The sequence below is a fragment of the Paenibacillus sp. Dod16 genome (genome assembly GCF_049893405.1).
Lineage (GTDB): Bacteria > Bacillota > Bacilli > Paenibacillales > Paenibacillaceae > Paenibacillus_AQ.
The window spans coordinates 1-23,570 of the sequence record NZ_JBNDYG010000063.1 but is presented as its reverse complement, the minus strand read 5'-3'; the positions used below and the strand labels follow the sequence as shown (position 1 = coordinate 23,570).

At 50.6% G+C, this 23,570-nt stretch carries 19 protein-coding genes; all 19 read left to right on the top strand.

The genetic code is table 11. From position 1 onward, the window contains the following. Nucleotides 1–2 precede the first annotated feature (2 nt). The 19 genes from purB to ACPV3A_RS32760 all read left to right on the top strand — a co-directional run bounded on the left by purB (nucleotide 3) and on the right by ACPV3A_RS32760 (nucleotide 23,163). Complete coding sequence (purB, locus tag ACPV3A_RS32850; protein ID WP_426203951.1) at nucleotides 3–1,298, top strand: adenylosuccinate lyase; 1,296 nt, start codon at nucleotides 3–5, stop codon at nucleotides 1,296–1,298. 296 nt (nucleotides 1,299–1,594) lie between these two features. Further along, a complete protein-coding gene (locus ACPV3A_RS32845) occupies nucleotides 1,595–2,485 on the top strand; it encodes a phosphoribosylaminoimidazolesuccinocarboxamide synthase (RefSeq protein ID WP_426203950.1) in 891 nt (296 codons plus the stop codon). Nucleotides 2,486–2,535: 50 nt separating this feature from the next. Then, nucleotides 2,536–2,781 (top strand): phosphoribosylformylglycinamidine synthase subunit PurS, encoded by a 246-nt coding sequence (gene purS / locus ACPV3A_RS32840; protein ID WP_012819094.1) that lies wholly within the window; start codon nucleotides 2,536–2,538, stop codon nucleotides 2,779–2,781. Nucleotides 2,782–2,785: 4 nt separating this feature from the next. After that, the gene (gene purQ / locus ACPV3A_RS32835; RefSeq protein ID WP_100540297.1) at nucleotides 2,786–3,475 is read left to right on the top strand and encodes a phosphoribosylformylglycinamidine synthase subunit PurQ; all 690 of its coding nucleotides are present in this window, start codon (nucleotides 2,786–2,788) and stop codon (nucleotides 3,473–3,475) included. Beyond that, complete coding sequence (purL, locus tag ACPV3A_RS32830) at nucleotides 3,453–5,696, top strand: phosphoribosylformylglycinamidine synthase subunit PurL (RefSeq protein WP_426203947.1); 2,244 nt, start codon at nucleotides 3,453–3,455, stop codon at nucleotides 5,694–5,696. The genes purQ and purL overlap by 23 nt, the downstream gene beginning before the upstream one ends. After that, entirely contained in the window at nucleotides 5,681–7,159 is a 1,479-nt protein-coding gene (gene purF / locus ACPV3A_RS32825) for an amidophosphoribosyltransferase (protein WP_426203945.1), read from the top strand. Before purL ends, purF begins: the two co-directional genes overlap by 16 nt. Before the next feature lie 178 nt (nucleotides 7,160–7,337). Beyond that, a complete protein-coding gene (gene purM / locus ACPV3A_RS32820; protein WP_426203943.1) occupies nucleotides 7,338–8,378 on the top strand; it encodes a phosphoribosylformylglycinamidine cyclo-ligase in 1,041 nt (346 codons plus the stop codon). Next, the gene (purN, locus tag ACPV3A_RS32815; protein ID WP_426203941.1) at nucleotides 8,378–8,989 is read left to right on the top strand and encodes a phosphoribosylglycinamide formyltransferase; all 612 of its coding nucleotides are present in this window, start codon (nucleotides 8,378–8,380) and stop codon (nucleotides 8,987–8,989) included. The genes purM and purN overlap by 1 nt, the downstream gene beginning before the upstream one ends. A gap of 151 nt (nucleotides 8,990–9,140) precedes the next feature. Further along, entirely contained in the window at nucleotides 9,141–10,688 is a 1,548-nt protein-coding gene (purH, locus tag ACPV3A_RS32810; protein ID WP_426203939.1) for a bifunctional phosphoribosylaminoimidazolecarboxamide formyltransferase/IMP cyclohydrolase, read from the top strand. Nucleotides 10,689–10,905: 217 nt separating this feature from the next. After that, nucleotides 10,906–12,174, top strand: coding sequence for a phosphoribosylamine--glycine ligase (gene purD, locus ACPV3A_RS32805; RefSeq protein WP_426203938.1), 1,269 nt, complete (start codon nucleotides 10,906–10,908; stop codon nucleotides 12,172–12,174). Between the two features lie 424 nt (nucleotides 12,175–12,598). Continuing rightward, the gene (locus ACPV3A_RS32800) at nucleotides 12,599–13,315 is read left to right on the top strand and encodes a response regulator transcription factor (RefSeq protein ID WP_426203936.1); all 717 of its coding nucleotides are present in this window, start codon (nucleotides 12,599–12,601) and stop codon (nucleotides 13,313–13,315) included. Nucleotides 13,316–13,452: 137 nt separating this feature from the next. Next, a complete protein-coding gene (locus tag ACPV3A_RS32795; protein WP_426203934.1) occupies nucleotides 13,453–14,382 on the top strand; it encodes a sensor histidine kinase in 930 nt (309 codons plus the stop codon). A 91-nt stretch (nucleotides 14,383–14,473) separates the two neighbouring features. Continuing rightward, a complete protein-coding gene (locus ACPV3A_RS32790; protein ID WP_426203932.1) occupies nucleotides 14,474–15,394 on the top strand; it encodes an ABC transporter ATP-binding protein in 921 nt (306 codons plus the stop codon). After that, nucleotides 15,391–16,098: an ABC transporter permease gene (locus tag ACPV3A_RS32785; RefSeq protein WP_426203930.1), complete on the top strand. Its 708-nt coding sequence runs from the start codon at nucleotides 15,391–15,393 to the stop codon at nucleotides 16,096–16,098. The genes ACPV3A_RS32790 and ACPV3A_RS32785 overlap by 4 nt, the downstream gene beginning before the upstream one ends. Before the next feature lie 14 nt (nucleotides 16,099–16,112). Next, nucleotides 16,113–16,847, top strand: a complete 735-nt coding sequence (locus ACPV3A_RS32780) for an ABC transporter permease (protein ID WP_194540975.1) — start codon at nucleotides 16,113–16,115, stop codon at nucleotides 16,845–16,847. A gap of 585 nt (nucleotides 16,848–17,432) precedes the next feature. Further along, entirely contained in the window at nucleotides 17,433–18,743 is a 1,311-nt protein-coding gene (locus ACPV3A_RS32775; RefSeq protein ID WP_426203927.1) for a sugar ABC transporter substrate-binding protein, read from the top strand. A gap of 97 nt (nucleotides 18,744–18,840) precedes the next feature. Beyond that, nucleotides 18,841–20,154, top strand: coding sequence for an ABC transporter permease subunit (locus ACPV3A_RS32770; RefSeq protein WP_426203925.1), 1,314 nt, complete (start codon nucleotides 18,841–18,843; stop codon nucleotides 20,152–20,154). After that, a complete protein-coding gene (locus tag ACPV3A_RS32765) occupies nucleotides 20,154–20,996 on the top strand; it encodes a sugar ABC transporter permease (RefSeq protein ID WP_071221547.1) in 843 nt (280 codons plus the stop codon). The genes ACPV3A_RS32770 and ACPV3A_RS32765 overlap by 1 nt, the downstream gene beginning before the upstream one ends. A gap of 130 nt (nucleotides 20,997–21,126) precedes the next feature. Next, entirely contained in the window at nucleotides 21,127–23,163 is a 2,037-nt protein-coding gene (locus ACPV3A_RS32760) for a methyl-accepting chemotaxis protein (RefSeq protein WP_426203923.1), read from the top strand. Nucleotides 23,164–23,570: the final 407 nt, after the last annotated feature.

Here is a 23,570-nt window from a genome sequence, read left to right as displayed (position 1 = left end):
CGATGATTGAACGTTACAGCAGACCGGAAATGCGGGCGATTTGGACCGAGGAGAACAAATTCAGAGCATGGCTGGAAGTGGAATTGTGCGCATGCGAGGCATGGGCGGATCTCGGCGTCATTCCGAAGGAAGATACCGTTAAGCTTCGCCAGAATGCAACCTTTGATATGGATCGGATTTATGAAATCGAACAGGAAACCCGCCATGATGTCATCGCCTTTACACGCGCGGTTTCAGAAAGCCTTGGCGAGGAGCGCAAATGGGTTCACTACGGTTTGACTTCGACGGATGTGGTGGATACCGCGATGGGATATCTGCTCAAGCAAGCCAACGATATTTTGGAGCAGGACATCCTACGCTTTATCGGTATTTTGAAAGAGAAGGCACTGGCTTACAAGCATACCCCGATGATGGGCAGAACGCATGGGGTGCATGCAGAACCGACAACCTTCGGTTTGAAAATGGCTCTGTGGCATGAAGAAATGATCCGTAACCTGGAGCGCTTCCGCCATGCGGCCGACGGCGTGCAGTACGGCAAAATTTCCGGAGCCGTTGGAACGTATGCCAACATCGATCCTTCGGTTGAAGAATTCGTCTGCCGCAAGCTTGGCACGAAGCCGGCACCGATCTCGACCCAGACGCTGCAACGTGACCGTCATGCGGAATATATGGCAACACTTGCGCTCATCGCGACTTCGCTCGAGAAGTTCGCTACCGAAGTTCGCGCACTCCAGAAGAGTGAGGTACGCGAGGTCGAAGAAGCATTCGCCAAAGGACAAAAAGGTTCCTCCGCGATGCCGCATAAACGGAATCCGATCGGTTCGGAGAACATTTCGGGTCTTGCGCGCGTCATTCGCGGGCACATGGTTTCGGCTTACGAGAACGTGTCGCTCTGGCATGAGCGGGATATTTCCCACTCCTCGGTAGAACGTATCATTCTGCCGGACGCTACGATGCTGCTGAACTACATGCTGAACCGCTTCGGCAACATCGTAAAGAACCTGACCGTCTTCCCGGAGAACATGAAGCGCAACATGGCTCGCACGTTCGGCGTTCCTTTCTCGGGCCGGATCATGACGAAGCTGATCGACAAGGGCTTCAGCCGCGAGCAAGCGTACGACACCGTTCAGCCTCGGGCCATGCAGGCATGGGAAGAGCAGCGTCAATTCCGCGAGATTGTGGAATCCACGCCTGAGATCACCGAGGTGCTCAGCGCCGAGGAGATTGAAGATGCATTTAATCCAAGCTGGCACCTGAAGCATGTGGATACGATTTTTGCCAAGCTGGGACTGGAGTAGTAAGAATTTTTATTAGCGCCTGAAGGCTCTATGAATTTTGGAATCACTACAACGGAGAAGGCGGAATTATTTTGTAGAAGCGTGAGCGGTCCCCTTTGCCCACGGATTTAAACATAGTTAATAAAATTCATAATAAATCTGGGGGCAACAGGGATCGGAAAAATAATCCGCATTCGTAGTGATGAATAAGCTGAAAATCTTTAACATGATACTGAGCATTCTATTTTTCATCCGACAGAAATACAGGGAGCGACGGTCTCAGGTTGAGATATACGTCGCCCCAAGGGGAGGAAAACATGACATTATCGGCATTATCGACCGCCACTCATCTGGTCAACGTACCGCTGCTGTATAAGGGCAAGGTTCGTGAATTGTACGACCTGGGCGAGCACGTACTCATTGTAGTAACCGACCGTATTTCCGCTTTTGACTATGTGCTGGAGCCGCCCGTGCCGGCCAAAGGAACCGTGCTGAACAAGCTGAGCGCCTTCTGGTTTGAACAAACGGCGCAGCTCATCAGCAATCATGTCGTGCATACAGACGTGAACCTCCTGGGCGATGCCGTCAAGGACAAGGAGCTGCTGGATGGACGAATCATGGTGTGCCGGAGGGCCGAGCGTATCGATATTGAATGCGTGGTGCGCGGGTACATTACCGGCGGAGGCTGGAGGCAGTATCAGTCCTCTGGCGAGGTCAACGGCATTAAGCTGCCGGAGGGTCTGCGCAAGAATGAGGCTTTTCCCGAGCCGATCTTCACGCCGGCTGCCAAGAACGATGTCGGTCATGACGAGGACATCCCGCTATCGCGCATGAAGGAGCTTGTCGGCGAGGAGCTGGCGCTGCAGCTGCAGGACAAAAGCCTGATGCTGTACAAGTTCGCCCGCGATTATTGCAGCAAGCACGGCATTATTTTGGCCGATTGCAAGTTTGAGTTCGGTTTAATCGATGGAGAGATCATTCTGATCGATGAGATTTTCACGCCGGATTCCTCCCGTTTCTGGGATGAGAAGAATTACGCGCTAGACATTGAGATTGACAGTATGGATAAGGAGCCCGTCCGCACGTATCTCGCTTCGTCCGATTGGGATAAGAACAGTGAGCCGGATCCCCTGCCGCAGGCCGTGGTAGAGGAGACGACGCGCCGCTACACCGATATTTACAGTCGAATCACGGGTGCAAGCCTGTAAAGCTTTTATAAACCATTTCATTCATATATACCGAGGAGGAACAGGATACAATGTTGAAAGCAAAGGTCTACGTCACGATTAAGCAGAGCGTATTGGACCCTCAAGGGGTAGCGGTGCAAGGTGCACTTCATTCGATAGGGTACAAGGAAGTGGAAAGCCTGCGGATCGGTAAATATATGGAACTTGAGCTGGGTACGGACAACCGTGAGGAAGCCGAGCTGCGAGTGAAAGAAATGTGCGAGAAGCTTTTGGCCAATACGGTGGTTGAGAACTACCGTTATGAATTGGAGGGCTAAACCAATGAGATTTGCAGTGCTGGTCTTTCCTGGCTCCAATTGTGATATTGACTGTTATAAGGCGGTAGAAGAGACGATTGGTCAGCCGGTGGATTATGTGTGGCATACGGCTACGGACCTTTCTCCATATGATTGCATTTTGGTACCCGGCGGATTCTCTTATGGAGATTATCTCCGGTGTGGTGCGATTTCCCGATTCGCCCCGGTTATGAGCGAAGTGGCGAAGGCGGCGGAAGAGGGCAAGTATATTCTTGGCATCTGCAACGGATTTCAGATTTTGACGGAAGCCGGACTCCTTCCCGGAGCTCTGCGCCGCAACGATTCGATGAAATTCCGCTGCCATGACACGGTGCTCAAAGTGAACAATAATACAACGCCGTTTACGCGCGATTACGCAGAGGGGCAAGAGATTGTCATTCCGATCGCGCATGGCGAGGGCAACTATTACTGTGATGAAGAAACACTTCAAAAGCTCCGGGACAACCGGCAAATCGTATTTACGTATCAAAACAATCCGAACGGCTCGATCGAGGATATCGCAGGCATCTGCAACGAGCGGGGCAACGTAATCGGCATGATGCCGCATCCGGAGCGTGCGGTCAGCAGCCTGCTCGGCTCGGATGACGGTAAAGCAATGTTTACATCCATATTACAGGCATGGAGGGATACTCATGGCGCAGCAAACGTCCGTTAAGGAACCGACAGCAGAACAGATCGCAGAGCATCAGATTTACAAGCAAATGGGAGTTTCGGACAGCGAGTATGAGCTGATCTGTTCCTTCATGGGACGCAAGCCGAATTACACGGAAATCGGCGTATTCAGTGTCATGTGGTCCGAGCATTGCGCCTACAAAAATTCCAAGCCGCTGCTTCGTCGTTTCCCGACAAGCGGCCCGCGCGTCCTGATGGGACCGGGCGAGGGTGCCGGGATCGTTGATATCGGCGACAACCAAGCGGTTGTATTCAAAATCGAAAGCCATAACCATCCGTCCGCTGTAGAGCCTTATCAAGGCGCAGCCACGGGCGTTGGCGGCATTATCCGCGATATTTTCTCCATGGGGGCAAGACCGGTAGCGATTCTTAACTCGCTTCGTTTCGGCAAGCTGGAGAGCGATCGCGTTAAATATTTGTTTGAGCACGTGGTATCCGGCATTGCCGGTTACGGCAACTGCATCGGGATCCCGACGGTAGGCGGCGAGGTTGTATTCGACGAAAGTTATGAAGGCAATCCGCTGGTCAATGCGATGTGCGTCGGCGTTATCGACCATGATAAGATTCAGCGCGGCGTTGCAAAAGGGGTAGGCAATCCGGTCTTCTATGTCGGGCCTCCAACCGGCCGCGATGGCATCCACGGCGCAACCTTCGCTTCCGTTGAGCTGACGGAGGAATCCGAAGCGAACCGTACGGCCGTTCAGGTCGGCGATCCGTTCATGGAGAAACTTGTGATGGAGTCCTGCCTCGAGCTGATTGATTCCGGCATCGTGCTGGGCATTCAGGATATGGGCGCGGCTGGATTGACTTGCTCCAGTGCGGAAATGGCAAGTAAAGCAGGCAACGGTCTTGAGCTGTACCTGGACCAAGTGCCTCAGCGCGAAGAAGGCATGACGCCTTATGAAATGATGCTGTCGGAGTCCCAGGAACGGATGCTGTTCGTGGTTGAGCCGAAGCATGAGGAGCAAGCGCGGGAAATCTTCGAACGCTGGGGCGTTATCTGCGCCAAAGTCGGCAAAGTGACGGACGATGGCCGCCTGAAGCTGATCCACCACGGTGAGGTGGTAGGCGACATGCCGGTTAAAGCGCTTGTAGACGAATGTCCGATCTATAACAAACCATCCCAAGAACCGGCTTATTACCAAGAGCAGGCTGCGGTGGATACGCTTCGTTATGAAGAAGTGAAGGATTTGGGCGGTGCCCTCAAGAAGGTGCTCGGTTCGCCAAGCCTTGCAAGCAAAGCATGGGTATACAACCAATACGATTATATGGTTCGCACCAGCACGGCCGTTCGTCCGGGTTCGGATGCTGCTGTCGTAACGGTGCAGGGAACGCGCAAAGCCCTGGCGATGACAACGGACTGTAACGGACGTTACGTCTACCTCGACCCTGAGCTTGGCGGCAGAATCGCGGTCAGCGAAGCAGCGCGTAATATCGTGTGCTCCGGCGCCGAGCCGCTGGCGATTACGGATAACCTGAACTTCGGAAGCCCGGAGAAGCCGGAAATTTTCTGGCAGATGGAAAAAGCCGTGGACGGCATGGCGGAAGCTTGTCGTGTGCTTGAAACGCCGGTCATCGGCGGAAATGTGAGTCTCTACAACGAGAATGCCAAAGGCGCGATTTATCCGACGCCGGTTGTCGGCATGGTCGGTCTGATCCATGATACGGATCATATTACGACACAAGGCTTCAAGGCGGAAGGCGATGCCATCTACGTTCTGGGTGATACCCGTGCGGAACTGGGCGGCAGCGAGTTCCAAGCGATCATGCATGGAGTATCGGAAGGCAGACCGCCGAAACTGAACCTGGATACCGAGAAGAAATTGCTCGGCGGCGTATTGAAGGCCATCCAATCCGGTCTGGTACAATCCGCGCATGATGTGTCGGAGGGGGGACTTGCAGCCGCGCTGGCGGAGAGCTGCATCAGCGGCAACGTTGGGGCGAGCGTGCAATGGTCAACCGATCTGCGTAACGACGTAGCGCTCTTTAGCGAGAGCCAATCCCGGATCGTGCTGTCGGTGTCCCCTGATCATAAGAACGCGCTGGAGAAGCTCCTGCAAGAAGCGGACGTTCCATTTACCGCGCTTGGCGTAGTCGGCGGGAATAAGCTTAGCATTAACATTAACGGTGCTTCTGCGCTGGAAGAATCCGTGGAGGCTTTGAAATCCGTCTGGGAGGATGCCATTCCATGTCTCATGAACTGATACCCGAAGGACTGTGGACAGGGGCTTACTACAATGAGGGAACAGGTCAGAGCGATATTTTCGATACTTTAAAAGAAGAGTGCGGCGTATTCGGGGTGTTTGGGCATCCCGATGCCGCCTCCCTTTCCTATTACGGGCTTCACGCCCTCCAGCACCGCGGCGAAGAAAGCGCAGGAATCTGCGTAGCCGACGGCGAGAATTTCAATTATCACCGCGGGATGGGACTTGTAAAAGAAGTGTTTGATAAAGACAAGCTGGAATCGCTGCAGGGCAGCATGTCGATCGGGCATGTCCGTTACTCGACCAGCGGGGACAGCAGACTGACGAATGCGCAGCCGCTCGTCTTTAAATATCGTGAGGGCAATCTGGCGATTGCTACGAACGGCAACATCGTCAATGAGCCGAAGCTTCGGCGCGAGCTGGAGATGGAGGGCTCCATATTCCAGACGACCAGCGATACGGAGGTCATTGCGCATCTGATCGCGCGTTCGCCGAAGGATTTTGTTGAGGCTGCCAAAGACGCCTTGCAGCGTCTGGTGGGCGGGTTTGCTTTTCTGCTCATGACCAATGACAAGCTGCTCGTCGCTTCGGATCCGAACGGGCTCCGTCCGCTCACGATGGGTCGTCTGGGCGATGCGTATATCTTCACTTCCGAGACCTGCGCGCTTGAAGTCATCGGGGCGGAAGCGATCCGCGATGTTGCTCCCGGGGAGCTGCTGATCCTTGATCGGAACGGGCTTCGGGAAGAACGGTACACGGAAGCGGGACGCAAAGCGTTGTGCGCGATGGAATATATATATTTCTCCCGTCCGGACAGCGATCTGAACGGCTCCAACCTCCATTCGGCCCGCAAACGGATGGGCAGCAAGATGGCCCTGGAATCGTTCGTGGATGCCGATGTGGTTACAGGGGTACCGGATTCCAGCATCTCGGCCGCTATCGGTTATGCCGAGCAAACGGGCATTCCTTACGAGCTGGGATTGATCAAGAATAAATATACGGGCCGGACGTTTATTCAGCCGAGCCAAGAGCTGCGTGAGCAGGGCGTGAAGATGAAGCTGAGCGCGGTACGGCGCGTGGTCGAAGGCAAACGGGTGGTTATGATCGATGACTCCATCGTACGGGGAACCACGTCCCGCCGGATCGTTAATTTGCTTCGCGAAGCGGGCGCGACCGAAGTGCATGTGCGGATAACATCGCCGCCATTCAAGAACCCTTGTTTCTACGGCATCGATACGCCGGACCGCAGGGAGCTAATCGCTTCCGAGAAAAGCGTCGAGGAAATCTGCCGGGAGATTAACGCGGATTCCTTATCGTTCCTGAGCCCGGAGGGACTTATATCCGCCATTGGCGGTTATGATGAGCACAGCCCTAAAGGCGGCTTGTGCATGGCATGCTTTGATAATGATTACCCGACGCAGATTGATTTTAACGGGGAAGAGAAGATGGGCTGCAGCTGCTGATTCTGCAGTGGACAGCCATTTTTTCTCGGATACACCCATTAAATGCGTGTTCAAAAAGATCGGTTTTCAGCACCGAGAAGGTTGGTTTGAACAACCTCTTTAAGCTGGTTATTGATTAAGCCCATAAATGATGTGTGAACAGATACTTTCGTCATAACGAAAAAGGAGTGTTGAGCGCGTGTCGGATACTTACAAACAAGCAGGCGTGGATATCGCTGCAGGCAATGAAGCGGTAGAGCGTATGAAAAAGCATGTCAAAACGACTTTCAGACCGGAAGTCATGACCGACCTCGGGGGTTTTGGCGCACTGTTCAAGCTGAATAAAGACCAATATGAAGAGCCGGTACTCGTCTCAGGCACGGATGGCGTCGGCACAAAGCTGAAGCTCGCATTCGCGATGGACCAACATGATACCATCGGCATTGATGCGGTAGCGATGTGCGTGAACGATATTGTGGTGCAAGGCGCAGAACCGCTCTTTTTTCTCGACTATTTAGCGTGTGATAAGGTCATTCCGTCCAAAATCGAATCCATTGTCAAAGGGATCGCCGACGGATGCAACCAAGCGGGATGTTCCCTGATCGGCGGGGAAACGGCGGAAATGCCGGGCATGTACAGTGAAGGCGAGTATGACATCGCGGGCTTCACCGTAGGCATTGTCGACAAAAGCAAAATGATCAACGGGTCGAATATCGCGGCAGGCGACACGGTGATTGGTCTAGCATCCAGCGGTGTGCACAGCAATGGCTTCTCGCTTGTCCGCAAGCTGCTTCTGGAGGACGCAGGCTACTCCCTGCAGCAAGAGCTTCCGGAACTGGGCGGACGTCTTGGCGACGTGCTGCTCGCACCGACCAAGATTTATGTGAAGCCGCTGCTCGGACTGTTGAAAGAGATCGAAGTAAAGGGTATGGCGCATATCACGGGAGGCGGATTCATCGAGAATATTCCGCGTATGCTGCCGGATGGCGTCAATGTCGACATCGAATATGGCTCTTGGCCGATTCTGCCGATCTTTAAGCTAATGCAGGAAAAAGGCAGCATATCGAACAAGGATATGTTTACGACATTTAATATGGGAATCGGCATGGTGCTTGTCGTCAATGAACAGGATGCAGACGGAGTGCTTCAATACCTCCGCTCCGCAGGCGAAGAGGCTTATGTGATCGGCCGGGTCACCGAAGGCGAGCGCATCGTAACCTTTACGGGAGCTGAGGTGTAATGAGGCCGTTTCGGATTGCGGTTTTCGCTTCCGGCAGGGGCAGTAACTTTCAGGCATTGCTAGACGCGCAGCACAGGGGGGCCCTGGGCGGCGTGATCAGCATCCTGGTATGCGATAAACCACAGGCTCCCGTCGTAGAGCTGGCTCAAGCGGCGAATGTGGATGTATTCGCCTTTCAGCCGAAGGATTATGCCTCGAAGGAAGATTACGAACGTGAAATTGCGGTAGAGCTTCAGCAGCGCGGTGTCGAATTGATTGTTCTTGCAGGATATATGCGGTTATTGAGTTCGTCCTTTGTCGAGTTCTATAGCGGCCGGATCATCAACATTCATCCATCACTGCTGCCTGCTTTTCCAGGAAAAGACGCGATTGGCCAAGCGCTTGACTATGGTGTGAAGATGACTGGTGTCACGGTTCATTTCGTGGATGGCGGCATGGATACCGGACCTGTTATTGCTCAAAAAGCCGTAGAGATCAAGGAAGGCGAAACGGCAGAAGTGCTGGCAGAACGCATTCATGCCGTGGAGCAGAAGTTATACTCTGAAGTCGTTTCCTGGTTCGCCCAGGGGCGAATTTCGCTGAACGGGCGGAATGTGACGATTACCGAATAGGCTTTTGTAATAAAAGCGAACAAGGTCTTTCGGTGAATCGACATGTTCGATATTTCTCGGGAAATAATTTGCAATTATGGATCTTCGACAGCATCTACGGAATCAAGACAGGCTTACTTAGTTAATTTTATTCATAATAGGGGGTATGAACGTGGGTATCAAAAGAGCTTTGGTCAGCGTTTCGGATAAAACCGGCATCGTGGAGTTTTGCCGCGAGTTGTCTTCATTGGGTGTAGAGATCATTTCGACAGGGGGAACGAAGAACCTCCTCGCCAAGGAAGGAGTTCCTGTCATCGGCATCTCCGATGTGACCGGATTCCCTGAGATTCTGGACGGACGCGTCAAAACCCTTCATCCAGCCGTGCACAGCGGCCTGCTTGCCATTCGCGACAGCGAGGAGCATCAGCGTCAGATGCAGGAGCTGGGCCTCGATTACATCGATCTTGTCGTGGTGAACCTGTACCCATTCCAGGAAACGATCGCGAAGCCGGGTGTCGAGTATGAGGATGCAATCGAAAATATCGACATTGGCGGTCCAACGATGCTGCGTTCGGCTGCGAAAAACCATGCTTTTGTGAGCGTGGTTGTCGATGCGGCGGATTATGGCAGCGTGATCGAGGAAATCCGTGGCGGCGGCGACACGACGCTGGAAACCCGTAAACGTCTTGCAGCCAAGGTATTCCGTCATACGGCGGCCTACGATACGTTGATTTCCGATTATTTGTCGAATGTAACGGGCGATCCGCTTCCTGAGCGCTTTAGCGTCACCTACGAGAAAATTCAGGACCTTCGTTACGGCGAAAATCCGCATCAAAAAGCGGCATTTTACCGTAAACCGCTGGCACCAACGGGTACTTTGACGACCGCCGAGCAACTGCACGGCAAAGAGCTCTCCTATAACAATATCAATGACGCGAACGCAGCCCTGCAGATCGTGAAGGAATTCGACGAGCCGACCGTGGTGGCCGTGAAGCATATGAACCCTTGCGGCGTCGGCATCGGGACAAATGTGCTGGAAGCTTACCAAAAAGCTTACAACGCGGATCCGACATCCATCTTTGGCGGCATCGTGGCGGCGAACCGGACAATTGACGCTCCGACGGCGGATCTGCTGAAGGATATTTTCCTTGAAATTATCCTGGCACCGGATTTCACACCGGAGGCGCTGGAGATTCTGACGAAAAAGAAAAATATCCGTCTACTGAAAATGGGCGAGTTCGGTTCGGCCAAGGAGCGCCAGAGCACCCTTGCCGTAACAACCATCGAAGGCGGCATGATCGTACAGGAAAGCGATGTGCATTCCCTGGACGCCGCTGACCTGAAAGTTGCAACGGATCGTAAACCAACGGAAGAAGAGCTGAAGCAGCTGCTCTTTGGCTGGAAAGTGGTCAAGCACGTGAAATCTAATGCGATCGTATTGGCTGCAGACAACATGACCGTTGGCGTTGGCGCAGGCCAGATGAACCGTGTCGGCTCGGCGCGCATTGCGGTGGAGCAGGCGGGAGAGAAAGCCAAGGGGGCCGTTCTCGCTTCCGATGCGTTCTTCCCGATGGGCGATACCGTGGAGCTTGCAGCGAAAGCGGGCATTACCGCCATTATTCAGCCGGGCGGCTCCATTAAGGATGAGGAATCCATCAAGACAGCCAACGAATACGGGATCGCCATGGTCTTTACCGGCGTGCGGCATTTTAAGCACTAATTCATGAGCATAAAAAGGGGCTTCGCTGCAACCATGAAGCTGCAGCTGAAGTTCACCTTTCATTCAGCACATATAGAGGCGACGCCGCTCTTTCGAGCGCGCCGCCTTTAAGTTTAAAGGGACCAGAAGGTGAAGATGACCTCACGCTTCGCCCTGTAAATAATTCATGTTATGAAATGTTAACGGTAAAGTTGAAATGAATCGGGAGGGGTAAACCATGGATATTTTGGTTATCGGAGGCGGCGGAAGAGAGCATGCCATCGTATGGGCACTGGCAAAGAGCCCGAAAGCGGATAAGATTTACTGCGCACCCGGCAACGCCGGTATCGGACAGCTGGCCGAGTGCGTGCCGATCGCGGTATCGGAGTTTGAGAGGTTGGCGGCATTCGCCGTCGAGAAGCAGGTGGGACTTATTGTCGTCGGTCCGGATGATCCGCTGGCTGACGGCATCGTAGATGCATTCGACGCTACTGGCATCCCGGTATTCGGTCCGCGCAAAAATGCAGCCGAAATTGAGGGCAGCAAAACCTTTATGAAGGATCTGCTCCATAAATACGACATTCCAACGGCAGCTTACGCGAAGTTCGACGATTACGAGAAGGCGCTAGCTTACTTGCGCCAGCAAGGCGCACCGATCGTCGTGAAAGCGGACGGGCTTGCAGCCGGCAAGGGTGTTACCGTTGCGCGGACGATCGAGGAAGCCGAGCAGGCCCTCAGCGACATTATGCAATCGAAGGTGTTTGGCGATGCGGGAAGCCGGGTGGTCATCGAGGAGTTCCTGGAAGGCCAGGAAATGTCGATCCTCGCCTTTGTGGATGGTGAAAACGTGAAGCCGATGTCGGCGGCACAGGATCATAAACCGGCTTATGATGGAGATGAGGGGCCGAACACCGGAGGAATGGGAACATATTCGCCATTGCCTCATATTCAGTCATCTGTCATTGAAGAGGCGATTGAGACGATCATCAAGCCTACGGCAAAAGCGATGGCAGCCGAAGGGCGTCCGTTCCGGGGTGTTCTATTCGCCGGATTGATGATTACACCGGATGGCAAACCGAAGACCATTGAGTTCAACGCCAGATTTGGCGATCCGGAAACGCAGGTCGTATTGCCTCGTCTGAAGACCGATCTGCTCGACGTCTTCCTCGCTGCCGTAAATGGAAACCTGGCCGATCTTGAGCTGGAGTGGAGTGACGAAGCGGCGGTATGCGTCATTCTGGCTTCTGGCGGTTATCCTGCCTCGTATCCAAAAGGAATTGCCATCAATGGGCTGGATAACGAGCAGGACGGGACGATTGTATTTCATGCGGGCACCTCTCGCGATGCTGACGGAACGTGGAGAACGAATGGGGGACGCGTCCTCGGCGTTGTTGGATTAGGGGCTGATATCGCTTCAGCACGTGCGAAAGCGTATGAGCGTGCAGAAGCGATTTTGTTTGAAGGCAAGCAGAACCGGACGGATATTGCGCTGAAGGCGCTTGTTTAGAGTCATTTTTTTGACTGATAAAACATAATTGAAACAAAAGGAGTCTTCTTGAAGAAGACTCCTTTTGTTTGTACTCATAAATGGATTCACGGGCCTAACGTCTATTCAGACCTCTTTGATCAGGTGATTATTTTGCATAAACTTAACTCTAACATAAATGTGTCTGTCTGGAATGGGACCATAGGCGCTGTCCGTAATAGGAGCAGATAGCCGTACGCTGCACGATGATGCCTTATATTAATTTATGCTTTGTTCAGTTTCTGTTTACCTAATGTTAACTTTGCATAGATAGGATGAATAAGAAAGGATAGAGTTGGTCCATTCCCAGCACCTTTCAACAGATATTCTGAGTCTTTGGGAGTTGACTCTGTTATATAATAAAAGCAACTGTTTGTTGAAATATGAAAAGATGGAGAAAAATGCTATGGATAACATTTCGGTTTTGCTTGTAGATGATGAACAAGGCTTATGCGATATGTTGACTACCGTGTTGAAGAAGGAAGGCTTTCGGCATATTCGAAGTGTGGGCACAGGGCAGGAAGCGGTGCGAATATTAACGGAGTTTAATCCGGACGTCATCATACTGGATGTCATGCTTCCGGATGAGGACGGCTTCGAGGTGTGCCGAAAAATTCGCAAAATGACCGAAACGCCGATCCTTTTTCTTACCGCCCGGGATGCTGACTTGGACAAGCTAATGGGGTTTGGCATTGGCGGGGACGATTATATTACGAAACCATTTAATCCGTTAGAGGTTGTTGCCCGGACCAAAGCTCGTCTGAAATATAAAACACAGCGGGAACAAGAGGCTCAGCCGCGATTAACTCAACTGGATTTTGGTTATTTTAGGCTGGAACTTGAAGCCGGGGAACTGATCGTAAATGGCAAGCAAGTGGAGTGCCCGGCACGTGAATGGGAGCTGCTTGTATTTCTGTGCCGACATCCGAACCGTATTTTTAGTACGCGTCAATTATACGAATCGGTCTGGAAGGAGCCCTACCTTGGAGATGAGAAGACGGTTGTAATCCATATTTTCAGACTGCGAAAAAGGGTGGAGCCTGATTCCGGAAACCCAAGGTTTATTGTTAACGTTCGTGGACTTGGCTACAAAATGATGGCCCCAAGAAAGGAAAAAGAATGAATCCAATGGTCACAATGGCTTTTCGCTTTATCAAGGTAACCATTATTTTGGTGATGATGTTTGTCCTGAGTTTTATTTTATGCGCGGTGATATTTATATATCTCCAGGATTGGATGAATCCCCGGGGCACGATATCCATGAAGACTTTCTTAGCTGTTACGGGCATCGTGCTAATGGCTATTTTTTTCATGGCTTTCGGTTGGTGCGTGGGCAAACCGCTTACTTATTTAATACGCTGGATCAACCAATTATCCGAAAGAAATTACAGCCAGCCGCAGGAACATTTTCGTCAGCCGAGCGAAGGCTCATTACATCATAACAACTATCGTTATCCGTATATCTTATATAAAGAATTATTTGATCGAATGACGCAATTATCGAATCAACTCCTGCAAAGTGAGACCGAGCGATTAAATATGGAGGTCAAGAAGCAGGAATGGATTGCGTCGATCAGCCATGATCTCAAGACGCCTTTGTCGTACATCGAAGGCTATGCTCATATGCTCGCGGCCGCCGATTATGATTGGACCGATGAGGAGAAACAGAATTTTAGCAGGCAGATCAGCGGCAAGACCATGGAAATGAAGCAGCTAATTCATGATTTAAACCAAACAGGCCGGTGGTCAGTCGAACAGTTCCCGATGAATAGAAAATCCGATGATATAGTGAATTTTCTGCGCGATATGATGATTGATATCGCAAACCACCCGTTAGCTGAGAATGCTTCATTTATGTTTACTACCGAAAAGGATGTTTGCTTGATGGATTTTGACAGAAATCTGTTAGGACGAGCCTTTCAAAATGTACTCATGAATGCGGTTATACATAATCCGCCCGGTATTGAGATTCAGTGCAGTATCTCTATAGACGGAAAGCATTGCATCATCGTGATTGAGGATAATGGAATCGGGATCGAGAAATCAAAGTTAGCACAGGCTTTGGATCAATCCGGTAGAGGAATCGCTATAGCCAATGCCTTTGTGGAAGCCTATGCAGGCTGCATGAGCATTCTGCCCGCAGAGGGTAAGGGCACCCGTGTTGAAATTGTGTTGCCGGTCCGCCTGTAAATTATTCTATCGTTCATTCCTTGTTTACCTGTTGTTAATTTTCCGTTGCTAAACTTAAAGTATTAGCAATGCCAAGCAGGAGGAATTAATAATGGACGATTATGCAATCGATACACAGGAGTTGACCCGACGGTTCGGGAAGCGGGAAACGGTTAAGCAGATTAATTTGAAGGTCCCTAAGCGGGAAATCTATGGATTTCTGGGGCCCAATGGCGCTGGTAAAACAACAACCATTCGAATGCTCCTTGGACTGATCCGTTCGTCATCAGGTGATATTCGTATCCTAGGCAAGGATCTGAACAAGTACAGAATGGACATTTTAAAGGATGTCGGTTCTCTCGTAGAATCCCCTTCATACTATGCTCACCTATCAGGATATAAGAATCTGAAGATTATGGCGTTAATCCATGGAATACAAGAATCCAGGATTCAGGAGGTTCTGGAATGGGTGAGACTGAGCCAGGCGGCTCATCGGCCGGTCAAAAGTTATTCTCTTGGTATGAAGCAGCGGCTTGGGATCGCGATGGCGCTTATTACAAATCCCAAATTGTTGATTCTAGATGAGCCCACAAATGGACTTGATCCATCGGGAATTCAAGAAATTCGAGAGCTGATTACACGACTTCCCCGCGATTTTGATATCACTGTACTGCTTTCAAGCCATTTGCTGAGTGAAATCGAGCAGGTTGCAACGTGGGTAGGAATTATTAATCAAGGGGAATTGATCTTCCAAGGACCGCTGCAGGAATTAACGGATCGCAGTAAGCCTTATGTCTGGGTGGAGATGGACCGGCCCCTGGAAGCAGCAGCAGCTCTGAATGGTCAAGGCTTTGATGCGGTGCCGGAAATAACAACAGATCAGATCCGTACCTCCATGATCGACAGGCCGCAATCAGCCGAAATGATTCGTTTCCTTGTCAATCATCAGTATGATGTCTACCGGGTAACGGAGAAGAAGAAAACCCTTGAGGAAATCTTCCTGGAATTAACCGGTCAGGAGAACAGCTTATGATGCTGGAGCTGATGCGTGCAGAAGGATTAAAACTTAAGTTTTTATGCCGGTGGATGCCTGTAATCCAGGGGATAATCCTGATCAGCATGACGGCCTTGGAGTGGTATCTTTATTTTCGTCAAGGTCCAGGTGGAATCTATGCCGGCTTTGCGGTCATGTACATGTTTTTGTCTTTCGTTTTTTTATTGGGGATTACGCTTCTAGCCAGCATTATGGCCGGTACCGAGCACGAAACCAAGGCATGGAAGCAGCTGCTTGCGATGCCTGTTCCCAAAGCGTCTGTGTATCTGGCTAAACTTTTATGGATCCTTGTATTACAGTTATGTGCCGCAATCATTACGATCATGGGGATGTGCCTGATTTGGGTTCTGTATTCGAATGAACCGATACCTTGGGGAATCATGATATTGCAGCCTCTGTTCGCCTGTTTATCGACATTGCCGATGATGGCTATTCAGCTCTGGCTGTCCACGGTGTTTTCCAACCAGGCATTACCGCTGGCTCTGGGGATATTCGGCTCCATTTGCAGCTTGTTTTTAGCGCGAAGCAATTCTCTTATCATTCAAATTCTTCCCTGGTCGTATCCGGCACTATCCAGCCCGCTGATCCCTGGCCATATGCAGTGGATAGGAATCTCACTTGGAGTAGGGTTCATGCTGTCGGTGCTGGGAGCTCTCCTGTTTGCCAGAAGAGAATTTGAATAGGGGGTGCTGCCATTATGAGAATGCTGATACGTGCTGAAGGAATCAAGCTTCAATGGAGTGTCATCACAGTGCTCATCGTATTGGACACGCTGATTAACTCAGCGATGGGAGCGATGCAGCTTGAGAGCTTAAAGGAATTTTTCCCGCCCAGCTGGTTGACGCTCTATATCCACAGCGTTAATTTACACTCTATGTTTTTCTATCCTTTGTACAGCGCAATTATAGCCTCCTTATTATGCTTATATGAGCACCGGGACGGGGGCTGGAAGATAGTCATGAGTATGCCGATCCCCCGCAACAGGCTCTTCTATGCAAAATATATGATGCTCATTGGGATTTTGGGGCTGGTGCAGGTCGTTTTTTTACTCGGTTATGTGGCAACGGGTTATCTTGTTGAAGCGCCTGGTGAGATTCCGTGGGAGACGTTACTCTATTCCATTATCGGAGGATGGATCGGTATTTTACCTCTTGCTGCCTTACAGCTTATCGTTTCAATAAGAGTTCGGAATTTTGGAGCCTCCCTGGCGATGTCTCTGGGATATGTGGTGCCGAATATCGTGCTGACAGGTTTTCATTCTGCCATTGGGGCCTGGCTTCCATTCACGATTCCCTACTATGTCATGATGCCACAGGCAGCGCTCTACGCGCCGCGAGTTGAACCTTATAGCCTGTGGTTCATCGTGTTATTTACAGGTATCGTATATTTGTTAATGGGGAAGCGTTTTGTTGAAAAAAGAGATTGGTTGTAGCCCATTTGCTAGCATATTGATAATAAATAAGTTTCTTTAGCCCTGGTGCAGCAAACACCAGGGTCTATTATATTCTAAGGCCCCTGGTCACGGAATAATCAAGCTTATTAACGCATATGAAAGATAAGGATGGGGCTGGACTATTTTCTAACCGGGGTGACGTCTAATTTTAAGGGCGTCAATGGTATATATATATCAGTGAAAGGAAGAAGCGCAACTATTGCGCAAACGTTTGTGCAACATTGGAGCGTTTTGCAGCCATTCTTGTCCGATTTGGGGAGTAGAATGACTGAATTGCACTGCATATGCACAACTATTTTTATGATAACTTACGAAATACAGTGAATAGTGAAGGTAACAAGAGATTATATGCTTAAAACGGGTAAAAATGATCTGTGCAAACGTTTTTACATTCGATGATAAATGTTGTATGATGTTTTCAGTGAATGAAGCGCTTTCTCGACGGGATTTTTCCTGAGTATCTCGCCAGATGCTACATAGAAAAAGAGACGCTGAAAATTTCTGAAATCGTTTGCGCAGATTTCCAACATTTTCTGATCATTTATTGAGAGGGGTAATCATGGAATGAAGATGAAGAAACTACTTACGCTAGCTGCAACCTTCACGTTGGCGTTCTCCATTACAGCGTGCGGAGGAAATTCACCTACTCCTGCTGCTGAGGCACCTGCTGAGAATCCACCAGCCCAGGAGACGCCGGCCGAAAATACAGAAGCACCGGAACTTAAGCCGGAGGAAGGTGCTAAATTGATCGTATGGGAAAGTAGAGACGAAAGAGCCTACACCGATGCGGTTGCTAAAGAATTCACCGAGAAATACGGCGTTGAAGTAACCATCGAAGAATTGTCTCCAACCGACCAAGTTACCAAGCTTCAACAAGACGGACCATCCGGATTGGGCGCTGACGTTGTATTGTTCCCTCACGATAATCTGGGTAAGGCCGTAGCTACAAACCTGGTTCTGCCAAATGATTACTTCGAAGAAAAAACGAAAAGCAGCAACACGGAAGCCGCTATCCAAGGCGTAAGCTATGACGGCGTTCTGTACGGATACCCGCGCGCTGCTGAAACATACCTGATGTACTACAACAAAGACTTGGTAAAAGAAGTTCCAACAACGATGGAAGAAGTTATTGAGTTCAGCAAAACCTTCACAGATAAATCCAAGAACAAATATGGAATCATGTTCGAAACAGGCAACCTGTACTTCGCATATCCATTCCTTGCTTCCAATGGCGGCTACATCTTCGGTAACGGCGGCGCAGATGTCAACGATATCGGCCTCAACAACGAAGGCGCAGTCAAGAGTATGGAAGTGTATGCAAGCCTGAAAGAAATTCTTCCGGTTAAATCCGGCGACATTACGCCTGATATCAAACGCGGATTGTTCACGGCCGGCGACCTGGCCATGGACATTAACGGACCATGGGAGCTCGGCGGATACAAAGAAGCGCTTGGCGACAAGCTTGGCGTTGCTCCAATCCCAACCATCGGCGGTCAGCCTGCTGTATCGTTCTCCGGTATCAAAGCTTGGTACGTAAGCTCGTTCACGAAATATCCGCAAGCCGCTCGTTTGTTCGCTGACTTTGCAACAAGCAAGGAAGCTCAATTGAAACTGAGCGCACTGGTTGGATCGGTTCCAACTAACAACGAAGCTCAGGAAGACGATCAAATCAAGAATGACGAGTATGTATCGGCATTTACAGAGCAGTTCAAATCTTCCCAACCGATGCCATCCGTTCCTGAAATGGCTAACGTATGGTCTCCTGTAGGCGCTGCACTGGCTGAGATCTGGGATAACAACAAAGACGTGAAAGAAACGCTTGATAAAGCTGTAAGTCAAGTGAAAGATCTCAACAGTGGTGGAGCTGGCGAGTAATTACGTTCTTATATAATGCGAGATAGATGAAGAAGTTCACCCGCCGAACAACCGGCGGGTGATTCCTCGATTATATGGAGAGGAGAATGGAGGGAGCATGCGTCAACATCGTACGACAGCAGCCGTATTATCAGCCATCTGTATGGGTCTGGGTCAGCTTTACAATCGGCAATGGATCAAAGGCATTCTTTTACTTATCGTAGGTATATTCAGTCTGTATTACTTCATCAACAACCTGGGTGATGCCATCTGGGGAATGACAACTTTGGGGGAACAGGGAAGCCATTTAGAGAAAGTCAACGGATTAACCCAAATGGTAGCAGGTGACCATTCCATCAATCTGCTGATTGAAGGACTTATCACCATGATTATGTTTGCGCTTTTTCTTATTGGGTATTACGCCAATATCAAAAACGCATATAACGCTGGAAAACTAAGGGAACAGGGTGGAAAACCCAACAACTTCAGACAGACCCTTTACTATATTTTTGAATGGAAATTCGCGCAATCTTTCCTGACGCTGCCGGCCATCGGTATTTTGTTTTTTACGGTCATGCCGATTATCTTCATGGTCATGCTGGCGTTTACGAACTATTCTGCTCCAAACAATCTGCCGCCGGCAAATTTGGTTGACTGGGTCGGTTTCAAAACCTTCACCAATCTCGTTGCATTGAAATCATGGAGCCATACGTTCTTCGGCGTCCTGACCTGGACGATCATCTGGGCAGTGCTGGCAACGGTAACGACGTATTTTGGCGGTGTGCTCGTTGCACTCCTTATTCAACAAAAAGGAATTCGTTTCAAAGGCGTATGGCGTGTCATTCTGATCATTCCATATGCGATTCCGCAGCTGATTTCCTTGCTCGTCATGCGTAATATGTTTAACGGGCAATTCGGACCGATCAACCAGTATTTAAGATATTTCGGTTTGGAAGGCCTGCCATGGCTGACCGATCCGGTCTGGGCCAAAGTGACCGTTATTATCGTTAATATGTGGGTAGGTATCCCGGTATCGATGCTTCTCGTTATGAGTGTCCTGACTACGATTCCGAAGGATCTTTATGAAGCGGCCGATGTGGACGGGGCGACTGGATTCCAGAAATTCAAGATCATCACCCTGCCGATGATTTTGTTCTCGACGGCACCGGTGCTGATTACGCAATTTGCCGGTAACATTAACAACTTTAACTTGATTTTCCTCCTGACAAACGGTAACCCGGTTGTGGGTGATTATCAATACGCGGGTGCGACGGACCTGCTGGTAACCTGGCTCTATAAACTGACGCTGGATCAGCAGCGGTACAGCATGGCATCGGCCATCGGTATTATCATCTTCATGATTATTGCGACCTTCTCGATTTACAATTATCGCAGAACCAGATCCTTTAAAGAGGAGGATATGATCCAATAATGGGAATTAAAATGAGAAATGCGATTCGCCTGACGGCAAGTTACATCACGCTTGTCATCATTGCGATCGGTTGTATTTACCCGGCGCTCTGGATTGTTCTGGCTTCTTTCCGTCCCGGAAAGTCGTTGTACAGCAAGTCCTTGATTCCAGAATCTTTTACGCTCAGTCATTATAAAGAATTGTTTACGTCCCAGAGCTTTCTGTTTGGCACATGGTACATGAACACATTGAAAATTGCGATATTCTCCATGATTATCGGGACCATTCTTGTCCTGCTAACAAGTTATGCGGTCTCCCGATTCCGGTTTAAAGGCCGGCAGAATGCGCTATCGGTCATTCTCGTGCTGGGGATGTTCCCGGGCTTCATGAGTATGATCGCGCTGTATATCCTGCTGAACTCCCTGGATCTGCTGAACACGCATGCGGCGATGATTATCGTGTATGCGGCAGGGGCGCCGCTAGGCGGAACCCTGATCATGAAAGGCTTCCTGGATACGATACCGCGAAGTCTGGATGAAGCGGCGAAGATCGACGGAGCTACCAACTTCCAGATATTCCGCAAAATCATTCTGCCGTTGTCGAAGCCAATGATCACGTATATGGGCTTGACGCTGTTCGTTGGTCCATGGGTAGACTTTATTTTTGCAAGACTCGTGCTCCGGACAAAAGAAAACTGGACGCTCGCCGTCGGCCTATGGGATCTCGTCAACTCCACACAGGACAGTAACTTTACGTTGTTCGCGGCGGCATCCGTGCTGATCGCACTGCCGATCACCTTGCTGTTTGTCTTCCTGCAGCGTTTGCTGGTCGATGGCATGACGGCTGGGGCAAGCAAAGGGTAAGGTACGGATAGCTAATCGTATGAATTCATCATAAGACAGATAGATAGAGAGAACAGCGAAGAGACACAGCCGGTAACCGCTAGCTGTGTCTTTTTGCATTCAAACATGCGATGCAGGGGGACATATACATATGAACATGATGAGACGTTTTCAATTCAAAGCGGTTGGGATGAAGCTGTTTGTTATCTTTTTTACCACGATCGTGCTGTTATCTTCGGCATTGGGGTTATTATCGTATTTCATCTCCAAAGACACGGTGATGGATCAGGTGTCGGAAGCGACTTCGGGGCAGATGATGCAGGCGGCGGACAAGCTGGATTTCCTGCTGGCCCAATATGAAGCCGCTTCCCGTCAATGGGCGCTGGATACGGTTCTTCGCGAGGACCTCGTTACGGTAAGTACGGCGGGTATCGGCATTCGGGACAAAACGCAGGCCGAGAACCGAATCCGGGAGAAATTGAACGGGATGGCTTCTTCGGATAAACGTCTGCAGGGCATGCGCCTGGTTGCGCCCAATCTACAAGCTCAAAGCTCCTATAACTCAACGGGCTTAACGGGAATGTCTTCCGCAGATAGCGTGAAGGCGAAGATGGACCGGATTATACAGGCCGATGGCGAACCGGTATGGTTCCCGACCGAGGTTCAAGGCTTTATGGAGAACGAGAAAACCGCCACCATGTCGATGGGGAGATTGCTGAAAAATCTGAAGAATCCGGATGCGCAGTATATCCTGCTGATTGATATCAAGGACGAGGCGGTCGGAGGGGTGCTGGCCAATTTAAAAATAGGGAACAACGGCCGGATGCGAATCGTTGCCGAGGATAACCGGATCGTACACGACATGGACTCGGCTCAGCTGATGCAGCCGTCCGCCATCACGGTTCCTCAAGATGCCGAAGAAGGAGGGATTTATTACACCGGCGATGGGCAGATGGTGGTGTATACGCCGCTGAAGACGGCTCCTTGGCATATGGTCGGCTTTGCTCCCGTTAGCGATTTTGTGCAAGCCACGGACAAACTATTGGTTGTAACGCTTGGGGTTATTGTGGCCGCGGTTCTGGTTGCGATACTGATAGGCTATTATATGATGCGTTCCATCGGCCGCCCCCTGAATCAGATGTGCCGTCTGATGGAAGAGGGAGAGCAGGGAAATCTGAAGGTTCGGACCGAGTTCCGGCGTGCGGATGAAATTGGCCGACTCGGCCACAGCTTCAACCGGATGATGGGGCAAATTTCGGCTCTGGTCGATCAGACGAATGCTTCCGCGGAGCAAGTGCTGGCCACGGCGGAGGAACTGGCGGGAGTGTCGAAGGGAACCTCGCTGACGGCTGGTGAAATTGCATCGGCCATGGAACAGATTGCACAGGGAAGCGCAAGCCTGGCGATGGAGGCCGAACGGGAGAACCAGCTGGCTGAGAACATTGGCGTTCAGATGAGTAAGGTATCGGATTCGAATCAAGTGATGGAGGCCGCAGCTGATCGCGTGCTTCAGGTGACGGGAGAGGGCGCACGGCATATGGACAATCTGGTAGAGAAATCCACGCGGATAAATCAGGTGAACCGGGCCATTGTCCAGAACGCGGAGAAGCTGAAGGATAACACCGCGTCGATTCACAAAATATTGGAGCTGATGTCGGAGATCACGCATCAAACCAACGTGCTGTCCATTAACGCGACGATTGAAGCAGCCCGTGCGGGGGCAGCAGGCAGCGGCTTCATGGTCGTAGCCAATGAAGTGCGCAGCTTGGCGGATCGTTCCAAGGAATCGATCCAGACCGTAGGCGCGATGATCAAGGATATCCGCTCTGAAGTACAAGGCTCCGTTGATGCATTGACGTCGGCAGCACCGCTCTTTGACGAGCAGCTGCATTCGGTTCAGGAAGCCCAGGACGTATTCGATCATGTACGCCACGAGATGGATGCCCTTTTGGCCGAGATCCGCGAATCGACCCGGTCGGTAGAGGTACTGATCGGTTCCCAGCTTACCCTGACCGACTCGATCTCGGAGGCCAGCTCGATCGTTCAAGAGACCAGCGCCGCCACGGAGGAGGTCGCTTCCATGTCATCCGAGCAGTTCAAGGTGAGCGAGAAGCTGGTTGCCTTGTCTTCACGCTTGGAGGAGCTGTCGGAGGGCTTGCGCAAGTCATTGGTGATGTTTAGGACGTAAATGGTTTTCGATTGCTGCGTGAAAATGATGTGGCTTATACAGCACTCCGCATGCTCCGTTGAAGTGAGACGCTGCGAGTACGTATCGTTCCTCCAATCGCTGTTGCCCCCAATTTTCTTGGAATTATAATTCTGCGGTAGAAAATCGGGGGCAAAGGCGACCACTATCGTTTTTCCGGAATCGATTCGTCCTCTTTCGCTACTGCGTGCTAAACACCAAACCATTTACGCTAGTAGGGGGAAGAAAAAAGCCGATGAAGTGGTATTATCCCCTTTTAGTAGACAAGAGAAAAAAGACATCTGTTAAGATGGACTTAATCTTGCCTAACGAAGGGGATTTTTTCATTGCTAAAAAAGGACAAACTTACCAACGGTACTCCTTGGAATTAAAATTGGAGGCGGCCCGGC

Excerpts from the sequence above, each read along its gene's own strand:
- purB (WP_426203951.1), top strand. The coding sequence starts at position 3 with ATGATTGAACGTTACAGCAGACCGGAAATGCGGGCGATTTGGACCGAG.
- ACPV3A_RS32845 (WP_426203950.1), top strand. The coding sequence starts at position 1,595 with ATGACATTATCGGCATTATCGACCGCCACTCATCTGGTCAACGTACCG.
- purS (WP_012819094.1), top strand. The coding sequence starts at position 2,536 with ATGTTGAAAGCAAAGGTCTACGTCACGATTAAGCAGAGCGTATTGGAC.
- purQ (WP_100540297.1), top strand. The coding sequence starts at position 2,786 with ATGAGATTTGCAGTGCTGGTCTTTCCTGGCTCCAATTGTGATATTGAC.
- purL (WP_426203947.1), top strand. The coding sequence starts at position 3,453 with ATGGCGCAGCAAACGTCCGTTAAGGAACCGACAGCAGAACAGATCGCA.
- purF (WP_426203945.1), top strand. The coding sequence starts at position 5,681 with ATGTCTCATGAACTGATACCCGAAGGACTGTGGACAGGGGCTTACTAC.
- purN (WP_426203941.1), top strand. The coding sequence starts at position 8,378 with ATGAGGCCGTTTCGGATTGCGGTTTTCGCTTCCGGCAGGGGCAGTAAC.
- purD (WP_426203938.1), top strand. The coding sequence starts at position 10,906 with ATGGATATTTTGGTTATCGGAGGCGGCGGAAGAGAGCATGCCATCGTA.
- ACPV3A_RS32800 (WP_426203936.1), top strand. The coding sequence starts at position 12,599 with ATGGATAACATTTCGGTTTTGCTTGTAGATGATGAACAAGGCTTATGC.
- ACPV3A_RS32795 (WP_426203934.1), top strand. The coding sequence starts at position 13,453 with ATGAAGACTTTCTTAGCTGTTACGGGCATCGTGCTAATGGCTATTTTT.
- ACPV3A_RS32790 (WP_426203932.1), top strand. The coding sequence starts at position 14,474 with ATGGACGATTATGCAATCGATACACAGGAGTTGACCCGACGGTTCGGG.
- ACPV3A_RS32785 (WP_426203930.1), top strand. The coding sequence starts at position 15,391 with ATGATGCTGGAGCTGATGCGTGCAGAAGGATTAAAACTTAAGTTTTTA.
- ACPV3A_RS32780 (WP_194540975.1), top strand. The coding sequence starts at position 16,113 with ATGAGAATGCTGATACGTGCTGAAGGAATCAAGCTTCAATGGAGTGTC.
- ACPV3A_RS32775 (WP_426203927.1), top strand. The coding sequence starts at position 17,433 with ATGAAGATGAAGAAACTACTTACGCTAGCTGCAACCTTCACGTTGGCG.
- ACPV3A_RS32770 (WP_426203925.1), top strand. The coding sequence starts at position 18,841 with ATGCGTCAACATCGTACGACAGCAGCCGTATTATCAGCCATCTGTATG.
- ACPV3A_RS32765 (WP_071221547.1), top strand. The coding sequence starts at position 20,154 with ATGGGAATTAAAATGAGAAATGCGATTCGCCTGACGGCAAGTTACATC.
- ACPV3A_RS32760 (WP_426203923.1), top strand. The coding sequence starts at position 21,127 with ATGAACATGATGAGACGTTTTCAATTCAAAGCGGTTGGGATGAAGCTG.